The following is an 18,260-nucleotide window of genomic DNA, read 5'->3' on the forward strand; positions in this document are numbered from 1 at the left end:
CAGAGACAGCATGAAGCAAACCCTCGACACCCCCGGCGACGCGTTGCGCATGCTCATCGTCAACGCCGACGGGGAATACTATGCCCAGGAGCTGGCGCGACGCGTGCCGCATGTGGCGTTCGACTGGATTCGGCCCGGCCAGCCCGTGCCGGAGCGGGCATGGACGGCGGCCGCACTGGCATGCTTTGCCAGCGCGCTGGATAGCCAGTTGCTGGCCTCTCTGCCAGGGCTGCGCTGGCTGCAGGCTCTGTCGTCAGGCATGGACGGCATTGCCGGCCATCCAGGGCTGCCCCCCGGAACCCTGCTGACGTCGGCGCACGGCATCCACGGTCCGGCGGTATCGGAAATGGCGCTGACCATGATGCTGGCGTTGGCGCGCGACCTTCCTGGAATTCTGGCGGACCAGCGCGCGCATCGCTGGCGCAGGCGCCCCCAGCCGCTTCTGCACGGCAAGACGCTGGTCGTGCTCGGGACAGGCCTGATCGCCGCCGAACTGGCGCAGAAGTGCCAGGCGCTCGGCATGCGGACGCTCGCGCTATCCGGCACGCCGAGGCCGGTGGCAGGCTTTGAGCGCGTTTACGCGCGCGAACACTTGCGCGAGGTGGCCGCACAAGCCGATTTCCTGGTGCTGCTGGCGCCGCTGACCGAGGCCACGCGCGGCCTGGTGGACGCATCGGTGCTGGCGGTCCTGCCGCCGCGGGCACATGTGATCAATCTGGCGCGCGCCGGCTTGTGCGATACCGCCGCGCTGGTCGACGCACTGCGCGGCGAACGCCTTGCCGGCGCCGCGCTGGACGTCTTCGAGCGCGAGCCCCTGCCCGCCGACGACCCGCTCTGGTCGGTGCCGCGGCTGTTGATCACGCCGCACCTGGGCGGAGAATCGGACCGGTACGCCGACCGGGTGCTGCCTCTCATCGAGCACAACGTGCGCGCCTATGCGGCGGGCGATCTCGCCGGCTTGCGCAACCGGGTCTGCTGAAGGCGGCTGGCCGAACCTCACTCCTCGGCCAGCACCGTTTCCCGCTTCCGGCGGACGCCAACGCGACGACGATCAGCAGCACGGTGGCCACCAGCAGGCCGAGCGAAATCGGCCGGGTCACGAATACCGAGAAGTCTCCCCCGCGCCACCATCAGCGTGCGCCGGAAACTGGTCTCCATCATGGGCCCCAGCACGAAGCCCGGCAGCAGCGGCACCGGCGACAGCTTGCCGAACAGATGCCCCTGATCATCGCCGACGAGCACACTGGACCTGCGCGACCCTTCGTCGTGGAAAGCGCCCGCAAGCGGGCGCCCTCTCCGGTCAGCTGAAGAATTCCTTGACCCGGTCGGTCCAGGATTTGCTTTGCGGCGAGTGTTTTTCGCCGCCTTCGTGCAGCGAGGTTTCGAAATCGCGCAGCAGTTGCTTTTGTTTGTCGCTCAGGCGCACGGGCGTTTCCAGTACGACGTGGCAGTACAGGTCGCCCGGATAGCTGGACCGCACGCCGCGTATGCCCTTGCCGCGCAGGCGGAATACTTTGCCGGTTTGCGTGCCTTCGGGAATGCCGATTTCACCGCGTCCGCCCAGGGTGGGGACTTCGAGGTCGCCCCCCAGCGCAGCAGTGGTGAACGGGATGGTCAGTTCGCAGTGGAGGTCGTCGCCGTCGCGCTGGAAGATGGCATGCTGCTTGATGTGGATTTCGACGTAGAGGTCGCCCGAGGGGCCGCCGTTGACGCCGGGCTCGCCGTTGCCGGAGGAGCGGATGCGCATGCCGTCGTCGATGCCGGCGGGAACTTTGACCTGCAGGGTTTTGTTGCGGCGGACTTTGCCGACGCCGTCGCAGGCGTTGCAGGGATCGGGGATGACTTTACCGGTGCCGTGGCAGGTCGGGCAGGTCTGCTGGACGCTGAAGAAGCCCTGCTGCATGCGCACGGCGCCGTTGCCGCCGCAGGTGTGGCAGGTTTTGGGCTCGGTGCCGGGCTTGGCGCCGCTGCCGTGGCAGGTGTCGCAGTTGTCCCAGCTGGGAACGCGGATCTCGGTGTCGAATCCGGCGGCGGCCTGTTCGAGCGTGATTTCCATGCTGTATTTGAGGTCGGCGCCCCGATACATCTGGGAGCCGCCGCGCTGGCGGCCGCCACCGAAGATTTCGCCGAAGATGTCGCCGAAGGCGTCGGCGAAGCCCCCCGCCCCACCGCCCATGCCGCCCGCGGCAGTCGCATCGACGCCGGCATGGCCGTAGCGGTCGTAGGCGTCGCGTTTTTCGGCTTCGCAGAGGATTTCGTAGGCGTACTTGACCTCTTTGAATTTCTCTTCCGCTTCCTTGGAGTCGGGGTTGCGGTCGGGGTGGTATTTCATGGCCAGTTTGCGGTAGGCCTTTTTGATTTCTTCGTCGGAGGCGTTGCGTGCTACGCCTAGGACTTCGTACAGGTCGCGTTTGGTGGACATGGTGCTTCGGTTCTTTCTTCGGCTTTGGGGCCAGGGGATAGCTTTGAGTGAATAGCGGTTTGGGTGCTATTGACGGGTTTGGGTAGGTGCCCTGCCGCAGTGGCGGGGAGCCGTGGCGGTTCCGGCTGAACGCCGGAACTTCCCGCACCATGGCGCTTCGGCGGGGCGGGCGAAAAACTCGCGCGGGGACAGTCCACTGGACTGTCCCTACTGCCGCGCTCGAACAGTTCCGCCCTTGCTTCCCCGCCGAAGCGCCATGGCTCGGCGCCCCGGAATCCCCACCACTGCGGCAGGGCACCTACCCAAACCCTGCACCGCGGCATGCAACGGCTGTTGAGGCCGTTTCATCCCACCACGGTGCAGCCAAAAGCAAAAGCGGAGCGGCCCACATTGTAGGCGCTCCGCGATGACTGCTTATTTGTCGTCGCGCTTGACTTCCTTGAAGTCGGCATCGACCACGTTGTCGTCGGCAGACTTGGCGCCGCCGGCGTCACCGCCAGGGGCCTCGCCCGCGGCCTGGGCCTGGGCTTGCATGTCGGCGTACATCTTTTCGCCGAGCTTCTGCGACGCGGTGGACAGGGCTTCGACCTTGGCGTCGATCGTGGCCTTGTCGCCGTCCTTGAGGACGTCTTCGAGTTCCTTGATCGCGGCTTCGATGGCTTCCTTCTCGGAGGCTTCGAGTTTGTCGCCGTATTCGGTCAGGGACTTGCGGGTGGCGTGCACCAGGGCGTCGCCCTGGTTGCGGGCCTGGGCCAGTTCGGCGACGCGCTTGTCTTCGTCGGCGTTGGCTTCGGCGTCGCGCACCATGCGCTCGACTTCTTCCTCGGTCAGGCCGGAGTTGGCCTTGATCGTGATCTTGTTTTCCTTGCCGGTGCCCTTGTCCTTGGCGGAGACGTGCAGGATGCCGTTGGCGTCGATGTCGAAGGTGACCTCGATCTGCGGCGTGCCGCGCGGCGAGGGCGGGATGCCTTCGAGGTTGAATTCGCCCAGGCCCTTGTTGCCTGCGGCGATTTCACGTTCGCCCTGGAATACCTTGATGGTCACGGCCGGCTGGTTGTCGTCGGCGGTGGAGAACACCTGCGAGAACTTGGTCGGGATGGTGGTGTTCTTCTTGATCATCTTGGTCATGACGCCGCCCAGGGTTTCGATGCCCAGGGACAGGGGAGTCACGTCCAGCAGCAGCACGTCCTTGCGGTCGCCCGAGAGCACGGAACCCTGGATGGCGGCGCCGGCGGCGACGGCCTCGTCGGGGTTGACGTCCTTGCGCGGCTCTTTGCCGAAGAATTCCTTGACCTTGTCCTGCACCTTGGGCATGCGCGTCATGCCGCCGACCAGGATCACGTCGTCGATGTCGGAAACCTTGACGCCGGCGTCCTTGATGGCGATGCGGCAGGGCTCGATGGTGCGGTTGATCAGGTCTTCGACCAGCGCTTCCAGCTTGGCGCGGGTGATCTTCAGGTTCAAGTGCTTGGGACCGCTGGCATCGGCCGTGATGTACGGCAGATTGACTTCGGTCTGGCTGGCCGAGGAAAGCTCGATCTTGGCCTTTTCAGCGGCTTCCTTCAGGCGTTGCAGGGCCAGGACGTCCTTGGAGAGGTCCACGCCCTGCTCTTTCTTGAACTCGCCGATGATGTAGTTGATCAGCACCTGGTCGAAGTCTTCGCCGCCCAGGAAGGTGTCGCCGTTGGTGGACAGCACCTCGAATTGCTTTTCGCCGTCGACGTCGGCGATCTCGATGATCGACACGTCGAAGGTGCCGCCGCCCAGGTCATAGACGGCGATCTTGCGGTCGCCCTTTTCGGTCTTGTCCAGGCCGAACGCCAGCGCGGCCGCGGTGGGCTCGTTGATGATGCGCTTGACGTCCAGGCCGGCGATGCGGCCGGCGTCCTTGGTGGCCTGGCGCTGGCTGTCGTTGAAGTAGGCCGGCACGGTGATCACGGCTTCGGTGACTTCTTCGCCGAGGTAGTCTTCGGCGGTCTTTTTCATCTTGCGCAGCACTTCGGCCGAGACCTGCGGAGGCGCCAGCTTCTTGTCGCGCACCTGCACCCAGGCGTCGCCGTTGTCGGCCTTGACGATGCTGTAGGGCATCAGGTCGATGTCTTTCTGCACGGCCTTTTCGTCGAATTTGCGGCCGATCAGGCGCTTGACGGCGTACAGGGTGTTCCTGGGGTTGGTGACCGCCTGGCGCTTGGCCGGCGCGCCGACCAGGATCTCGCCGTCTTCCATGTAGGCGACGATCGAGGGCGTGGTGCGCGCGCCTTCGGCGTTTTCGATGATCTTGACCTGCTGACCCTCCATGACCGCCACGCAGCTATTGGTGGTGCCCAGGTCGATACCTATGATTTTGCCCATGATTGCTATTCCTGAAAGATCAGAAAATTTATTGACTGGTGACTAGATGGGATGCGGATGCGCTATTTCAATGCCTGCGTCAGGGAATTCCATCGAGACAGGCAGACCGGCCCCCCGGCCGGCACGCACCGCCTTTTTACTTGGGGGCGGCCACCGTGACCAGCGCGGGGCGCAGCACACGGTCGGCGATCAGATAGCCTTTCTGCAGTGTCTGCAAAACGGTATTGGCGGGCTGATCGGACGGCACCGAGGCGATGGCCTGGTGATGATGCGGATTGAACTTGTCTCCCTGCGCGGGCGCGATCTCGGCCAGCTTGTGGCGCTCGAAAGCGCCGATCAGCTGCTTGAGCGTCACCTCCACGCCCTCGCGCATGGCTTCCAGGGTCTGGCTTTCCTGCGCCAGGGCGGCCTCCAGGCTGTCCTTGACCGGCACCAGGCTCTCGGCGAACGACTCGATGCCGAATTTCTGCGCTTTCACGACTTCTTCCTGGGCGCGCCGGCGGGCATTGTCCGACTCGGCCCGCGCCCTCAGCATGGCATCGTAGTTGTCCCGCGCTTCGGCCTGGGCCGCTTCCAGCTGCGCCTGCAGCGCCGCGAGCGGATCCTCGGCCCCGGCAGGCGCCGCGGCAGTTTCGTTCACGTCCGGATTGGAATCCGGAATCGGTTGATCGCCAGGCTTGTGCTCAGCCGACATGGGTGCCTCCATAAAAATCCAATTGAATCAATGACTTGCCAAGAACTTGCTTTATCCTGCGTGAAAGATGGGGGCTATACCCCATCTTTCAAGAGAGCCCCCCAAGAAGCGAGCTGGATTCAACCCAGGGCACAGCGGATCCGGCTCCGCCGGTCCGCCAGTGCCGCCCCCTCGGGGGGCGCGCGTCAGCGCGTAGGGGGGGACCCCTCAGGGGGTTTTAAACCTCTCCAGGGTGCGGCGATCGTGTTTGGTGGGCCGGCCTTTGATGGCGGCGGAGGGGTCGGTGTTCTGGCGGCGCAGTTCGATGGCTTCGAGCCTGCGCTTGAGCCCCTGGGGAGTTTCGTCGTACAGCGTGCGCGCGAACACGGCGGGGCCGCGCTGGGAGGCCAGCGCGCGAACCAGGACTTCCCAATCCTGGTCGCCCGCCCGGATCTGCAGGATGTCGCCCGGACGCACCGCGCGCGCCGGCTTGACGCGCTCGCCGCCGAGCTTGACCCGGCCGTTCTCGACGGCGTCCTGAGCCAGCGAACGGGTCTTGAAAAACCTCGCGGCCCACAGCCATTTGTCGATACGCAGGTCGTCCATGTCCGTCAATCGTCCATGCGCGTCATGCGCTCCCGGCCGCCAGGGCGGACGGCGCGCCGGCGGACCGCGTCGGCCAGCCCTGCATATGGCGCTCGGCCAGGTCGGCCAGCGCGCCTATCCAGGCGGCATCGTCGTTGAGCGCTTCGATATACCGCAATTGCCGGCCGCCGGCCCGCAGAAAGACTTCCCGGCCCTGCACCGCGATTTCTTCCAGGGTTTCGATGCAGTCGGCGGCGAAGCCCGGGCAGAACACGTCCACCTCGGCCACGCCGTCCGCGGCCAGTTCTTTCAGGCGGGGCTCGGTATACGGCTGCAGCCACTCGGCGGCACCGAACCGGCTCTGGAAAGTGACTTCCACCTGCTCCGCATCGAGCCCGAGCCGTTCGGTCAGCAGCCGGCCGGTGAGCTGGCATTGCGCGTAATAGGGGTCGCCCAGGCCGATCGACCGCTTGGGCAGGCCATGGAAGCTCAGCAGCAGTTTCCGGGGCCGGCCATGCGCCTGCCAGAAGGCCTGGATGCGCCCCGCCATCGCGGCGAGATAGCCGGGATCGTCGTGGAAGGCGCGCACGAAGCGGATTTCCGGCGCGTTGCGCAGGCGTGCCAGCGTGGCTCCCACCGCGTCGAACACCGTCGCGGTCGTGCTGGCCGAGTATTGGGGATAGAGCGGCAGCACCAGGATGCGCTCGCAGCCGGCCTCGCGCAGCTGCGCCATGGAAGTGGCGATGGCCGGATTGCCGTAGCGCATGGCCAGCGCCACCTCGACCTCGGCGCCGCGGCCGGACAGCTCGCGCGCCAGCGCCTCGGCCTGGCGCCGGCTCCACACCGCCAGCGGCGAGCCCTCCTCCATCCAGATCGCGGCATACCGCTTGGCGGCGTCGCGCGGCCGCAGTGTCAGCACCAGGCCGTACAAGATGGGCAGCCAGACCGGGCGCGGGATTTCGACCACGCGCGGATCCGACAGGAACTCCGCCAGATAGCGCCGCACGGCGCCCGGGGTCGGCGCGTCGGGCGTCCCCAGGTTTACCAACAGCAGGCCGGTGCGGGTCGGGTGCTCCGCCACTTGCGGTTCGGGCAGAAAACGCATATCAGTGCTCCACGGCGCCGCCCGCCGCTCGCTGTGCATGAAAGCACGCCATCCGCCCCAGGAAACCGCGGATCCGGCTCCGCCGGTCCGCCGGTTTCGCCCCCTGGGGGGCGCGCGTCAGCGCGTACGGGGGGGACTTCATCAATGGTGGCTCAGCGCGTTGGAGAGCAGGCGCGCGGTGATGTCGACGATGGGAATGACCCGCTCGTAGGCCATGCGCGTGGGGCCGATCACCCCCAGCGTGCCCACCACCTTGCCGTCCACGCCGTAGGGCGCGGTAATGACGCTGACGTCCTCCAGCGGCACGAACTGCGATTCGCCGCCGATATAGATCTGCACGCCCTGCGCCCGGCTCGACATGTCCAGCAGCTGCATCAGGTCGGTTTTCTTCTCGAACAGCGAAAACATGCGGCGCAGCTTGTCCATGTCGGACGTGATGTCGACCACCTCCAACAGCCTGCGCTCGCCCGAAATGACCACCGCCTCGTCCTCGGAGGCGGCCTGGGCGCTGGCATCGACGGCCTGCTCCATCAGCCGCGAGATGTCTTCGCGCAATTGGCTGAGCTCCCGCTGCAGGTTGCGCCGCACGTCGTCGAACGACATGCCGCCGAAATGCTGGTTGAAGAAATTGCCCGCCTCGGTGAGTTCCGAAGCCGCATAATTGCGCTGCACCTGCAGGATGCGGTTCTGCACGTCGCCTTCGGGCGTGACCACGATCAGCAGCACGCGCGTATCCGACAGCCGGATGAACTCGACCTGGCGGAATGTCTGGCTGCGCTTGGGCGCCATCACCACGCCGGCGAACTGGGTCAGGTTGGACAGCAGCGACGCCGCCGCCGCGATCACGCGCTGCGGCTCGGCATTGGGCAGCTGGTGCTTGATATGGCTGGCTTCGGAGACTTCGTAGGGCTGGACCGTCAGCAGCGAATCGACGAACACCCGGTACCCGCGCGGCGTCGGCACGCGCCCGGCCGAGGTGTGCGGGCTATGGATCAACCCGTGATCCTCGAGATCGGCCATGACGTTGCGTATCGTCGCCGGCGACAAATCGAAGACCTTGGACAGCGTACGCGACCCAACCGGCTGCCCGTCGGAAATATATCGCTCGATCAGAGCCTTCAGCAAAGTACGTGCACGCTCGTCCATGGGCCTCATTGTATCCATGAATAAGGCCCACCCCCTACCCGCTTCGCGGGCCCCCTCGAGGGGGCGGCACTGGCGGACCGGCGGAGCCGGATCCGCGGTGCCCTGGGTTCGAACCTGTTTCGCCTCCTTGGCCCGCGAAGCGGGTAGGGGGTGGCCTCCTTTCGCGCGCAAGCGCGTTGGGCGGATACAATGCTTTTCATGCACTTTCCCATCGTCGCCCTGGTTGGCAAATACCATGACGCCGGCATCGCCGCGCCGCTGCTCGAACTCGCGCAAATGCTGCGCGACGGGGGCCGCGAGGTTCTTTTCGAAGCAGATACCGCCGCCTATATCGGCGTATCCGACTACCCCGCCGCCTCGGTCGAGGAAATCGGCCGGCGCGCGTCGCTGGCCATCGTCATGGGCGGCGACGGCACCATGCTGGGGGTCGCGCGGCAGCTGGCGCCGTGGGATGTCCCGCTGATCGGCATCAACCGCGGCCGGCTGGGCTTCATCACCGACATCCCGCTGGAAGACGCCACCACCGCCATCGCCGGCATGCTGGCCGGCCAGTACGAGCCCGAGACCCGCACGCTGCTGACCTCCAGCGTCATCCGCGGCGATACCACCATGGTGTCGGCGCTGGCGCTCAACGACGTGGTGCTGAGCCGGGCCGGGCTGGGCGGGATGCTGGAAGTCACCGTGCAGGTCGACGGCTTGTACATGTCGAAACAGCGCGCCGACGGGCTGATCATCGCCACCCCCACGGGCTCGACGGCCTATGCGCTGTCGGCCAACGGCCCCATCCTGCATCCGTCGCTGCGCGGCCTGGTGCTGGTGCCGGTGGCGCCGCAGGCGCTGTCCAACCGCCCCATCGCCATCCCGGACGACTGTACGATCGAGATCACGCTGACCCGCTCGCCGGGCGGCCGCGACGAAAGCGCCAGCGTCCACTTCGACATGCACAGCTGGTCCTCGCTGCAGGAAGGCGACCGCATCGTGGTGAGACGCGCAGAACATACCATCCGCTTCCTGCATCCGGCTGGATACAGTTATTTTTCCACCCTGCGGCGCAAGCTGCACTGGAACCAGATTTCCGGTACCGCCATCGATTAGTCGCTTTCACCCCAACGGCTTCTTCCGCATGCTGCGCGCCCTGCATATCAACGATTTTGTCATCGTCGACCACACCGAAGTCGAGTTCGGCCCGGGTTTCACCGTATTTTCGGGAGAAACCGGCGCCGGGAAATCCATCCTGATCGATGCCCTGGCGCTGGCGCTGGGGGAACGCGCCGATGCGTCGGTCCTGCGCGAGGGCGCCGCACGGGCCGAGATCAGCGCGGTGTTCGACGTTCCCGACGCGGTGCATGGCTGGCTGGCCGAGCGCGAACTGGATACCGACAGCCTGGTGATGCGCCGCGTGATCGACGCCCAAGGCCGCAGCCGGGGCTATATCAACGGCGTGCCGGCCACGCTCACGCAATTGCGCGAACTGGGCGAACACCTGGTGGACATCCATGGCCAGCACGCCCACCAAAGCCTGCTCAAGGCCGACTCGCAGCGCGACATGCTGGACGACCACGGCGGCCACGGCGCACTGCGAAGCGCGGTGCTGGAAGCCTGGAAAAGCTGGCGCGAGCTGGCCCGCAAGCTGGAGGCGGTCGAGCGCGATGCGTCCGCGCTGCAGCAAGAGCGCGAGCGGCTGCAATGGCAATCCGACGAACTCGACCGGCTGGCCCTGGGCGCGGGCGAATGGGAGCAATTGCAGGCCGAGCACCGCCGCCTGGCGCATGCGCAATCGCTGATCGACGGCGCCAGCCAGACCGTCGCGGCGCTGGAAGACGATGACGACGCCGCCCATGCCCGGCTGTCGGCGGCGGCCCAGCGCATCGCCCAGCTCGCCGCCCATGACGAAGCCCTGGTGCCGGTGGCCGAAGCGCTGGAATCGGCGCGCATCGCCTTGCAGGAAGCGGTGTCCGACCTGAACAGCTACCTGGGCCGGCTGGAGCTCGATCCGCAGCGACTGGCCGAGGTCGAATCGCGCCTGCAGGCCGTGTTCGACACGGCGCGCAAATTCCGCCTGCAACCCGAGGAACTGGTCGAGCGCCATGCCACGCTGCATGCCCAGCTCGAAACGCTGAAGGAAGCCGAAGACGTCCAGGCCCTGCGCGCCAAGACCGAGGCGGCGCGCGCCGCCTACGGCGCCGCCGCCGATCAGTTGGGGCGGGCCCGCCGCAAGGCCGCCGGATCGCTGTCCAAGGCGGTTACCCAGGCGATGCAGACGCTGGCCATGGGAGGCGGCAAGTTCAACGTGGCGGTCGAGGCCGCGGCCCCCGGGCCGGGCGGGACCGACGCCATCGAGTTCCGGGTGGCCGGCCATGCCGGCACGACGCCGCGGCCGCTTGCCAAGGTCGCCTCGGGCGGCGAACTGGCCCGCATCTCGCTGGCGCTGTCGGTGATCGCCAGCCGCGCGGCCCGCGTGCCGACGCTGATTTTCGATGAAGTCGATACGGGAATAGGCGGCGCGGTGGCCGAGGTGGTCGGCCGGCTGCTCCGCGAGCTCGGCAGCCGCCATCAAGTCCTGTGCGTGACCCACCTGCCCCAGGTCGCCGCCTGCGGCAACACGCATCTGCGGGTCGACAAGCGCCAGCAAGGCGGCGCGACCTTGTCCAACGTCAGCCAGCTCGACCGCGGCGGCCGGGTGGACGAGATCGCGCGCATGCTGGGCGGCATCGAGATCACCGCCACCACGCGCAAGCATGCGCGGGAAATGATAGGAAACAACTGAGGGAACGGTTCCGGCGGGGACCACGGGTCCCTGCGGACCCGGCATGGCCGGTCGCACCCGGTGCGGCCAGGAATTCCGGCGCCTGCGCGCTGGCGGGGGCGCTGCGGTGCGCTACCTGGTCTTGGCGCAGTTCTGGCAGATGCCGTAGAGCGACAGGGCGTGGCCCGTCAGCACGAAGTTGTGCTCCTTGGCGATATTCTGCTGGCGCTTCTCGATCTCGGGATCGAAGAATTCCTCCACCTTGCCGCAATTGGTGCATACCAGGTGGTCGTGGTGGTCGCCCTCGTTCAGCTCGAACACGGCCTTGCCGCTGTCGAACTGGCTGCGCACCAGCAGGCCGGCCTGCTCGAATTGCGTCAGAACGCGGTATACCGTGGCCAGGCCGATCTCGACGCCCTCGCCGATCAGGGCGCGGTATACATCTTCCGCGCTCATGTGGCGCACTTCGGCCTTTCTGAAAACATCCAGGATCTTGAGCCGGGGAAAGGTCGCTTTCAGGCCTATACTTTTGAGTTCGCTTTGATCTGTCATTTGGGTCCCTTGGAAAGCGGTTCTTGGCAATGATGCGCTTCCAGACGCGGCCCGGCCGCCTGCTGGAAGGCCCGAAGGCGGCACCGAAATACCCGGGCGCACGTCGAGAGCTTTATGATAACGGTTTCGCCAATCAAGACGAGTCTGGATCTGTGCCAAACGCTCTGACTTCTATCATCCATGGCCGGGCAGGCTTCCTGCGGCGCCTGGCTCCGGCCGCTCTGCTCGGCCTGGCGGCCTGCAGCACGGTCAACAACTACGTTCCGGGCTTCATCAAGCCCTATCGGGCGGATATCCAGCAAGGCAACTGGCTGACCCAGGAGCAGATCGAGCTGCTGCGGCCCGGCATGACCCGCGAACAGGTCCGATTCGCGCTGGGCAGCCCCACGCTGACCAGCGTCTTCCATGCCGACCGCTGGGATTACCCCTATCTCTTCACGCCCGGCAACGGCCCGACCGAGGAACGGAAATTCACCGTTTACTTCGCCGGCGACCGCCTCGAGCGCTGGAGCGGCGACCCGCAGCCTTCGCGCCAGCCCTTCCAGCAGAAAGACACGCGCAAGCCGCTGAGCGCCACGCCCGCGACGGCCAACCCCGAGGGCGCGCCGACGCCGACGGTGGACGGCAACGCCGCCCCGACCGGCCTGGACCCCAGCGCCCCTCCTTCCCCCGCTCCCTGAGGAAACACTGCAAATGCGTATTGCCATCGCCGGGGCAAACGGCCGCATGGGCCGCATGCTGATCGAAGCCGTGCTGGCCGCCCCCGACCTGGAACTGGCCGTCGCGCTGGGCCGTGCCGGCAGCGCCTCCATCGGCCGCGACGCCACCGAATTCCTGGGCCGCTCCAGCCAGGTCCTGATCACCGACGACCTCGACGCGCTCGCCCAGGCCGACTGCCTGATCGACTTCACCCGCCCGCAGGCCACGCTGGCCCACCTCGAGGCCTGCCAGCGCCACGGCGTCAAGATGGTCATCGGCACCACCGGCTTCGACGAGGCCGGCAAGGCCGCGATCCAGGCCGCGGCCGGCAAGGTGGGCGTGGTGTTCGCGCCCAACATGAGCATAGGCGTGAACGTCACGCTCAAGCTGCTGGACATCGCGGCCCGCATCCTGAAGGACGACTACGACGTCGAGGTCTTCGAGATCCACCACAAGCACAAGGTCGATGCCCCATCCGGCACGGCGCTGAAGATGGGCGAAACGGTGGCCCAGGCCTGGGGCAAGCCGCTCGAGGAAGTCGCCGAGTGGGCGCGCCACGGCGATACCGGCGCGCGCGAGCATGGCACCATCGGCTTTTCGTCGGCCCGCGGCGGCGACGTGGTCGGCGATCACACCGTATTCTTCTGCGGCCCCGGCGAACGCCTCGAAATCACGCACCGCTCCAGCAGCCGCGCCACCTACGCCGAAGGCAGCGTGCGCGCCGCACGCTACCTGGCCGACAAGGCCAGCGGCCTGTACGACATGCAAGCCGTGTTAGGGCTCCCCTCTACGCGCTGACGCGCGCCTCCCAAGGGGCGCGCGTCAGCGCGTAGAGAGGGGCAACACCTTTTGGCGCATTTCTACCGCCGCGAGCAGGCGTTGCGCCATTTGCGGGAGCGGCACGACGTCGTGGACGGCGCCCAGGGCGATGGCTTCGCGGGGCATGCCGAACACGACGCTGGAGGCTTCGTCCTGGGCGAGGTTGCAGGCGCCGGATTCGCGCAGCGTGAGCATGGCGCGTGCGCCGTCCTTGCCCATGCCGGTGAGCATGACCGCCACCGCCGCCGCGCCCGCGGCCTTGGCGACCGAAAGAAACAGCACTTCCACCGAAGGACGATGGCGGTTGACCGGTTCGTCTTCGGACAGTTGCGCGTAATAGCCGGCCAGCGGCAAGGCCTTGACGACCAGGTGGGCGTGGCCGGGAGCGATGTAGACACAGCCCGCCAGCAGCCGCTCGCCGTGCTCGGCTTCTTTCACGTGCAGGCGCGCATGCTTGTCCAGGCGCTCGGCGAAGCTGCGCGTGAAGCCGGGCGGCATGTGCTGGGTGATGACGATGGGCGGCATATCGGCCGGCAGGCCTTCGAGCAGTTCGCGCAAGGCCTCGGTGCCCCCTGTCGATGCGCCGATGGCTACCAGCAGCCTGCGGTCGTAGCGGGAGGGCCGGGGCGTGCCGCCATCGGCCGCCCGGAGGACGTGATCGATCATGGAACTTCGCTTAAAGGGAACTGCGCATGTAGACGGTGCGGCCTTGCAGCGCGAATTTCTGCTGGCCCTGCGAAAAGTTCTCGGAGTGCCCCACGAACAGCAGGCTGCCCGGGGCCATCAGCCCCGCCATGCGCTCGACCACGCGCAACTGCGTGGTACGGTCGAAATAGATCAGCACGTTGCGGCAGAATACCGCATCGAGCGGCCCGCGCACCGGCCAGACCGCATCGAGCAGGTTGAGCTGGCGAAAACTCACCAGTGCGCGCAATTCCGGCCGCACGCCGTGAAGATCGTTTTTCTCTTCGCAGAAATAACGGCGTACCAGGGCCTGCGGCACCTTGGCCAGTTGGTCCTGCCGGTACAGGCCCTGCCGCGCGGTTCCCAGCACGTGGGTATCCAGGTCGGTGGCGACGATGCGCACCGGCGGGGCCAGCGTGCCGAAGGCCTCGGCCGCGGTAATCGCCAGCGTCCAGGCCTCCTCGCCTGTCGAGGCGGCCGCGCACCAGATATTCAGAGGCTGGCCGCCCGGGGCCGGCGCGCGGCGCCGCAGGTAATCGGCCAGGATCTGGAAGTGATGGCTCTCTCTATAGAAATAGGTGAGATTGGTCGTCAGCGCATTGACGAAGGACTCCCATTCGGGCGCCCCTACTCGCAAATCCTCGAGATAGGCGCTGAAGGAGGGCTTGCCGGTTGCGCGCAGGCGCCGCGCCAGCCGGCTGTAGACCATGCTGCGCTTGGCCTCCGATAGCGAAATGCCCGTGTGCTGGCGCAGCAGCGTGCGGATGCGTTCGAAGTCCTGGCTGCTGAAGGCGAATTCGGAACCGACGATCGCGTCGCCCGCCGGCGCCCGGTCTTCAGACAGGGAAGATGTTCGAAAAGTCACGATCTGCCGGCCGCTGCCCAAGCTATCATTGCAGACATTATCGGCAACTGGTCGAGATTCCTTAGCATGCCCCTTCGCGGCTCGCCCCCGGCGCACCATGCGGGCCCGCCCACCGGCGGCCTGCCCCGCTTCATGATGGCGGCGCCCGCTTCCGCCGGAGCCGGCGCCGACAGCCGCGATGCAACGCCGCTCGTCATCCTGTTCGTCGAGGATTCGCTGGCCGATTTCACGCTGATGCGCGCCGTGCTGGTCGATGCCGGGCTGAACGTCACCGCCCAATGCGTCGACAATGAAGCCGCCATGCGCCTGGCGCTGGCCGAGCGGTCGTGGGACGCCATCGTCAGCGACCACTCCCTGCCTGCCTTCAGCGGCCTGCGGGCGCTGAAAATCGCCAAGGAAGCCGGTTTTCGCGGCCCCTTCCTGATCGTCTCGGGCGCCATCGGCGAGGAAACCGCCGTCGAGGCCATGCGCGCCGGCGCCGACGACTACGTCATGAAGAACAATATGCGCCGGCTGCCGCCCGCCCTGGAACGCGGGCTGCGCACGATGCGGATGCGCACCCAGCGGCTGCGCGCGGAAAGCGCGCTGGCCACCGCGCACGACCAGCTCAACGCGATTTTCTCGGCGGCGCCGGTGGCGCTGTTCTCGATCTCGCGGGACTATACCGTGACCATGTGGAGTCCGGCGCTGGAAGACATCACCGGGCTGAACGCCGCCTATACCCTGTCCAGGCCGTTCGCGCTGCCCGAACCGGCCGACACGCATGCGCTGCTGCGCCTGATCGCGCCGGCGCTGGACGGTACGCCGCTGCGCAGCTTGCCGTTCAGCATGCAGGTCGCCGGCGTCAAGCGGGAATTGCTGGTCTCGGCCAGCCCGCTGAGCGGCACGCCGCCCGGCGGCTGCGTCGTGGCGCTGTCCGACGTGACGCACCTGGCCCATGCCCAGGCCGAGCTGAGCCGCTCGGAGAGCCAGTTGCGCGAGCTGTCGCGCCACACCGAGCGGGTGCGCGAGAACGAACGCGCCGAGTTGGCGCGCGAGATCCATGACGATCTGGGCGCGCTGGTCACCCGCATCCGCGCCGACCTGGCGCTGGCGCGGCGCCGCTCGCGCGCGACCGACACCGCCGAGCTGCTGGACGAAGCCGAACAGATGGTCGCCTCGCTGGGCGAGGCCATCTCGCGGATCGCCCGCTCCATGCGTCCGCCGGTGCTGGACTTCGGCGTCGTCGCCGCGATCGAATGGCAGGCGCTGGATTTCGCCCGGCATACGGGCATCCCGGTCCACGTCCATACCAACCAGGACGACCTGGCGCTGGACCTGGAACGCTCCATCGCCTTGTTCCGGATTTTCCAGGAAGCGCTGACCAACGTGTTCAAGCATGCCCAGGCCACCAGCGTGGAGGTCGATCTGTTCGCCGACGACAGCACGCTCAGCCTGGAGGTGCGCGACAACGGCATCGGACTGTCGGCCGACGCCCTGCGCAAAGACACCTCGTTCGGCCTGCGCGGCATGATGGAACGCGTCCACGGGCTGGGCGGCTGGATGGACATCGGCGGGTCGCCCAGGGGAGCCCAGTCCTTCGCGGGGACTACACTAATGATCTCGATACCGCTGATCCAGAAGATTTCCCCATGAACGCCGCTGTCCCGATCCCGCTCCGAGCCTGCCCCGAGGGCGCCTCATGATCCGCCTGGTGCTTGCCGACGACCATGCCATCGTGCGCTCGGGGCTGCGCCAGATCGCCCAGGCCGAAGGCATCGCGGTAGTGGGCGAAGCGGGCGATTGCGGCGAACTGCTCGACGTGTTGCGCAAGACCGAGGCCGACGTGGTGTTGATGGACATTTCCATGCCCGGCAAGAACGGCCTGGAAGGGCTCAAGCAGGTGCGCGAACGCTGGCCCCGCATCGCCGTGCTGATGCTCAGCATGTATCCGGAAGACCAATACGCCGTGCGCAGCGTCAAGGCCGGCGCGGCCGGCTACCTGCACAAGAATTCGCCGCCCGAGACCGTCGTCGCGGCCATACGCACGGTGGCGCGGGGCAAGAAATACATCACGCCCGAACTGGCTGAACAACTGGCCAGCCACCTCAGCCAGGGCGACGAGCGCCCGCCGCACGAATTGCTGTCCGACCGCGAGTACCAGACCATGGTGATGATCGCGTCGGGCCGCACGCTGACGCAGATCGCCGAGGAAATCTCGTTGTCGCCCAAGACCGTCTCGGTCTACCGCGCGCGCCTGCTCGAGAAGATGAAGCTCAAGAACAATGCCGAGCTGACCCACTACGCGCTCAAGCACAGGCTGGTGGAATGAACGATATCCGCCTGCCGCCCCATCTGCCTCCTAGAGGTAGTTGAATATCGACATCCTGGCGATCTGCGTATAGGTCTGCTGCGCCGCTTGCACCGTGTAGGTGCGTTTGGCCAGTTCGCCGGTCAGCGCCGTCTGGGTTTCGATATCCGATCCGACCACGCGCGACACTTCCTCTGCGAGCTGGTCGCCGCGGGCCTGGCCGGCGGTCGTGGCGGCATCGATCTCGTTGACGCGGCCGCCGATGGACGAGCGCGCTTCCTGCAGGCGGTCGAGCGCGGCTTTCAGGTTCAGGTTGGCCGCATACAGACCGTTGGCGCGGGCGCTCGACTCGGACTCGGAAGCCGGCAGGCTCAGGGCCGCGATGGCCTGGTCCAGCGTATCGAATACGCTCTGCGTGCCGGATGCGCCGAAACTGAAGGTATCGCCCTCGGCGGGCGCCCCGTCGAAGCCTATCGTGACTCCGGCCACCTCTACCGTCCGGCCGTCGCCCAACGCACCGGTGCCGACCTCGGCGCCGCCCCCGTCCCGCACCGTGTAGGCGCCTTCGGCGCCGAACTCTACGGTGTACGGGCCGAACGCCGAGGCGTCATTCCAGGCCTGGCGGTCGGTGACCGCGCCCGAGCTGAGGACCGCGCCGCCGATGTTGGCCGCGCCGGCGCCCACCGACAGGCCGTGCAAGCCGGTGGGAATCTCGCCGAACAGGTAATTGCCGGTGAAGCTGACGTCGATCACGCGGTTGACGCCGATCTGGCTCTGGCGCACGCCCGCATCGCCCTGGTAGGCCACGCCCGCGGCGGTCTGCACGAAGGGCTGGCTGTCCCGCCGGTAGCCGGCAAAGATGTAGTTGCCGTTCTCGTCCTGGGTGTTGGCGATGCCCAGCAATTGCTCGCGCAGGCTCTTGAGGTCGGTCACGATGGATTGCCGGTCGGCCTCGTTGAGCACGCCGCCGCCCCCCTGGATAACGCGCGTCAGGGCGGACTGCAGCGTATTGCTGGCCTGCACCAGGTAGTTCTCGGTCGATTCCAGCGTGCTCTTGGCCTCGCCCTGATTCTTGATCATCTGCTCGTTGGCCTGCAGGCTGGTGGTCAGCGCCACCTCTCGGCTGGCCGCCACCGGATCGTCGGCCGGACTGAGCAGCTTGCGCTGCGACGAGAGCTGCTGGGAAACGCGCATCAGCGCGCTCTGCTGGGTATTGAGCGCGCGAATACTGGCATCGTAGAACTGGTTGGTGCTAACTCTCATGGCGTGTCGAATCCCAATTCCGTTGGTTTCCTAGGGGCGCTGGGGGCGCGCGTCGGCGC

The 18,260-nt window shown here is 66.9% G+C and carries 16 protein-coding genes and 2 pseudogenes; 7 read left to right on the top strand and 11 right to left on the bottom strand.

The window, feature by feature from the left end; all coding sequences use genetic code 11:
• Positions 1-10 precede the first annotated feature (10 nt).
• Positions 11-979: a D-2-hydroxyacid dehydrogenase gene (locus PIGHUM_RS09775; RefSeq protein WP_124079390.1), complete on the top strand. Its 969-nt coding sequence runs from the start codon at positions 11-13 to the stop codon at positions 977-979.
• A gap of 52 nt (positions 980-1,031) precedes the next feature.
• Here PIGHUM_RS09775 and PIGHUM_RS09780 read toward each other — a convergent pair.
• The 7 genes and pseudogenes from PIGHUM_RS09780 to hrcA all read right to left on the bottom strand — a co-directional run.
• Positions 1,032-1,221 (bottom strand): annotated as a pseudogene (locus PIGHUM_RS09780) (tripartite tricarboxylate transporter permease); the annotation flags it as partial.
• Between the two features lie 79 nt (positions 1,222-1,300).
• The gene (gene dnaJ, locus PIGHUM_RS09785; RefSeq protein ID WP_124079391.1) at positions 1,301-2,422 is read right to left on the bottom strand and encodes a molecular chaperone DnaJ; all 1,122 of its coding nucleotides are present in this window, start codon (positions 2,420-2,422) and stop codon (positions 1,301-1,303) included.
• Positions 2,423-2,836: 414 nt separating this feature from the next.
• Entirely contained in the window at positions 2,837-4,774 is a 1,938-nt protein-coding gene (gene dnaK / locus PIGHUM_RS09790) for a molecular chaperone DnaK (RefSeq protein WP_124079392.1), read from the bottom strand.
• Positions 4,775-4,910: 136 nt separating this feature from the next.
• Positions 4,911-5,468 (bottom strand): nucleotide exchange factor GrpE, encoded by a 558-nt coding sequence (grpE, locus tag PIGHUM_RS09795; protein ID WP_124079393.1) that lies wholly within the window; start codon positions 5,466-5,468, stop codon positions 4,911-4,913.
• Positions 5,469-5,675: 207 nt separating this feature from the next.
• Positions 5,676-6,053 (bottom strand): RNA-binding S4 domain-containing protein, encoded by a 378-nt coding sequence (locus PIGHUM_RS09800; protein ID WP_124079394.1) that lies wholly within the window; start codon positions 6,051-6,053, stop codon positions 5,676-5,678.
• Positions 6,054-6,075: 22 nt separating this feature from the next.
• The gene (gene hemH / locus PIGHUM_RS09805; RefSeq protein WP_187697771.1) at positions 6,076-7,137 is read right to left on the bottom strand and encodes a ferrochelatase; all 1,062 of its coding nucleotides are present in this window, start codon (positions 7,135-7,137) and stop codon (positions 6,076-6,078) included.
• 141 nt (positions 7,138-7,278) lie between these two features.
• A complete protein-coding gene (hrcA, locus tag PIGHUM_RS09810; protein ID WP_124079396.1) occupies positions 7,279-8,283 on the bottom strand; it encodes a heat-inducible transcriptional repressor HrcA in 1,005 nt (334 codons plus the stop codon).
• Positions 8,284-8,481: 198 nt separating this feature from the next.
• Here hrcA and PIGHUM_RS09815 point away from each other — a divergent pair, with 198 nt between their 5' ends.
• Positions 8,482-9,378, top strand: coding sequence for an NAD kinase (locus tag PIGHUM_RS09815; protein ID WP_124079397.1), 897 nt, complete (start codon positions 8,482-8,484; stop codon positions 9,376-9,378).
• 28 nt (positions 9,379-9,406) lie between these two features.
• Positions 9,407-11,050, top strand: coding sequence for a DNA repair protein RecN (gene recN / locus PIGHUM_RS09820; RefSeq protein WP_124079398.1), 1,644 nt, complete (start codon positions 9,407-9,409; stop codon positions 11,048-11,050).
• A 111-nt stretch (positions 11,051-11,161) separates the two neighbouring features.
• Here the strand turns inward: recN and fur are convergent, their stop codons facing one another.
• Positions 11,162-11,581: a ferric iron uptake transcriptional regulator gene (gene fur, locus PIGHUM_RS09825; protein ID WP_124079399.1), complete on the bottom strand. Its 420-nt coding sequence runs from the start codon at positions 11,579-11,581 to the stop codon at positions 11,162-11,164.
• A gap of 206 nt (positions 11,582-11,787) precedes the next feature.
• Here fur and PIGHUM_RS09830 point away from each other — a divergent pair, with 206 nt between their 5' ends.
• Together PIGHUM_RS09830 and dapB are read left to right on the top strand one after the other, a co-directional pair.
• Positions 11,788-12,261 carry an outer membrane protein assembly factor BamE gene (locus tag PIGHUM_RS09830; RefSeq protein WP_246013090.1) on the top strand — a complete coding sequence of 158 codons (474 nt, stop codon included), beginning with the start codon at positions 11,788-11,790 and terminating at the stop codon, positions 12,259-12,261.
• Between the two features lie 13 nt (positions 12,262-12,274).
• Positions 12,275-13,078, top strand: coding sequence for a 4-hydroxy-tetrahydrodipicolinate reductase (dapB, locus tag PIGHUM_RS09835; RefSeq protein ID WP_124079400.1), 804 nt, complete (start codon positions 12,275-12,277; stop codon positions 13,076-13,078).
• 24 nt (positions 13,079-13,102) lie between these two features.
• On the opposite strand, the pseudogene PIGHUM_RS09840 reads toward dapB, so the two are convergent.
• Both PIGHUM_RS09840 and PIGHUM_RS09845 read right to left on the bottom strand, forming a co-directional pair.
• Positions 13,103-13,696, bottom strand: a pseudogene (locus PIGHUM_RS09840) (CheB methylesterase domain-containing protein); the annotation flags it as partial.
• Positions 13,697-13,775: 79 nt separating this feature from the next.
• Complete coding sequence (locus tag PIGHUM_RS09845) at positions 13,776-14,648, bottom strand: CheR family methyltransferase (RefSeq protein WP_246013075.1); 873 nt, start codon at positions 14,646-14,648, stop codon at positions 13,776-13,778.
• A 66-nt stretch (positions 14,649-14,714) separates the two neighbouring features.
• Here PIGHUM_RS09845 and PIGHUM_RS09850 point away from each other — a divergent pair, with 66 nt between their 5' ends.
• Complete coding sequence (locus PIGHUM_RS09850) at positions 14,715-16,283, top strand: hybrid sensor histidine kinase/response regulator (RefSeq protein ID WP_124079403.1); 1,569 nt, start codon at positions 14,715-14,717, stop codon at positions 16,281-16,283.
• 46 nt (positions 16,284-16,329) lie between these two features.
• Positions 16,330-16,959 (top strand): response regulator, encoded by a 630-nt coding sequence (locus PIGHUM_RS09855; protein WP_124079404.1) that lies wholly within the window; start codon positions 16,330-16,332, stop codon positions 16,957-16,959.
• Between the two features lie 30 nt (positions 16,960-16,989).
• On the opposite strand, the gene flgL is transcribed toward PIGHUM_RS09855, so the two are convergent.
• Complete coding sequence (flgL, locus tag PIGHUM_RS09860; protein WP_124079405.1) at positions 16,990-18,201, bottom strand: flagellar hook-associated protein FlgL; 1,212 nt, start codon at positions 18,199-18,201, stop codon at positions 16,990-16,992.
• Positions 18,202-18,260 lie beyond the last annotated feature (59 nt).

Source organism: Pigmentiphaga humi (genome assembly GCF_900606115.1).
Classification (GTDB): domain Bacteria; phylum Pseudomonadota; class Gammaproteobacteria; order Burkholderiales; family Burkholderiaceae_B; genus Pigmentiphaga; species Pigmentiphaga humi.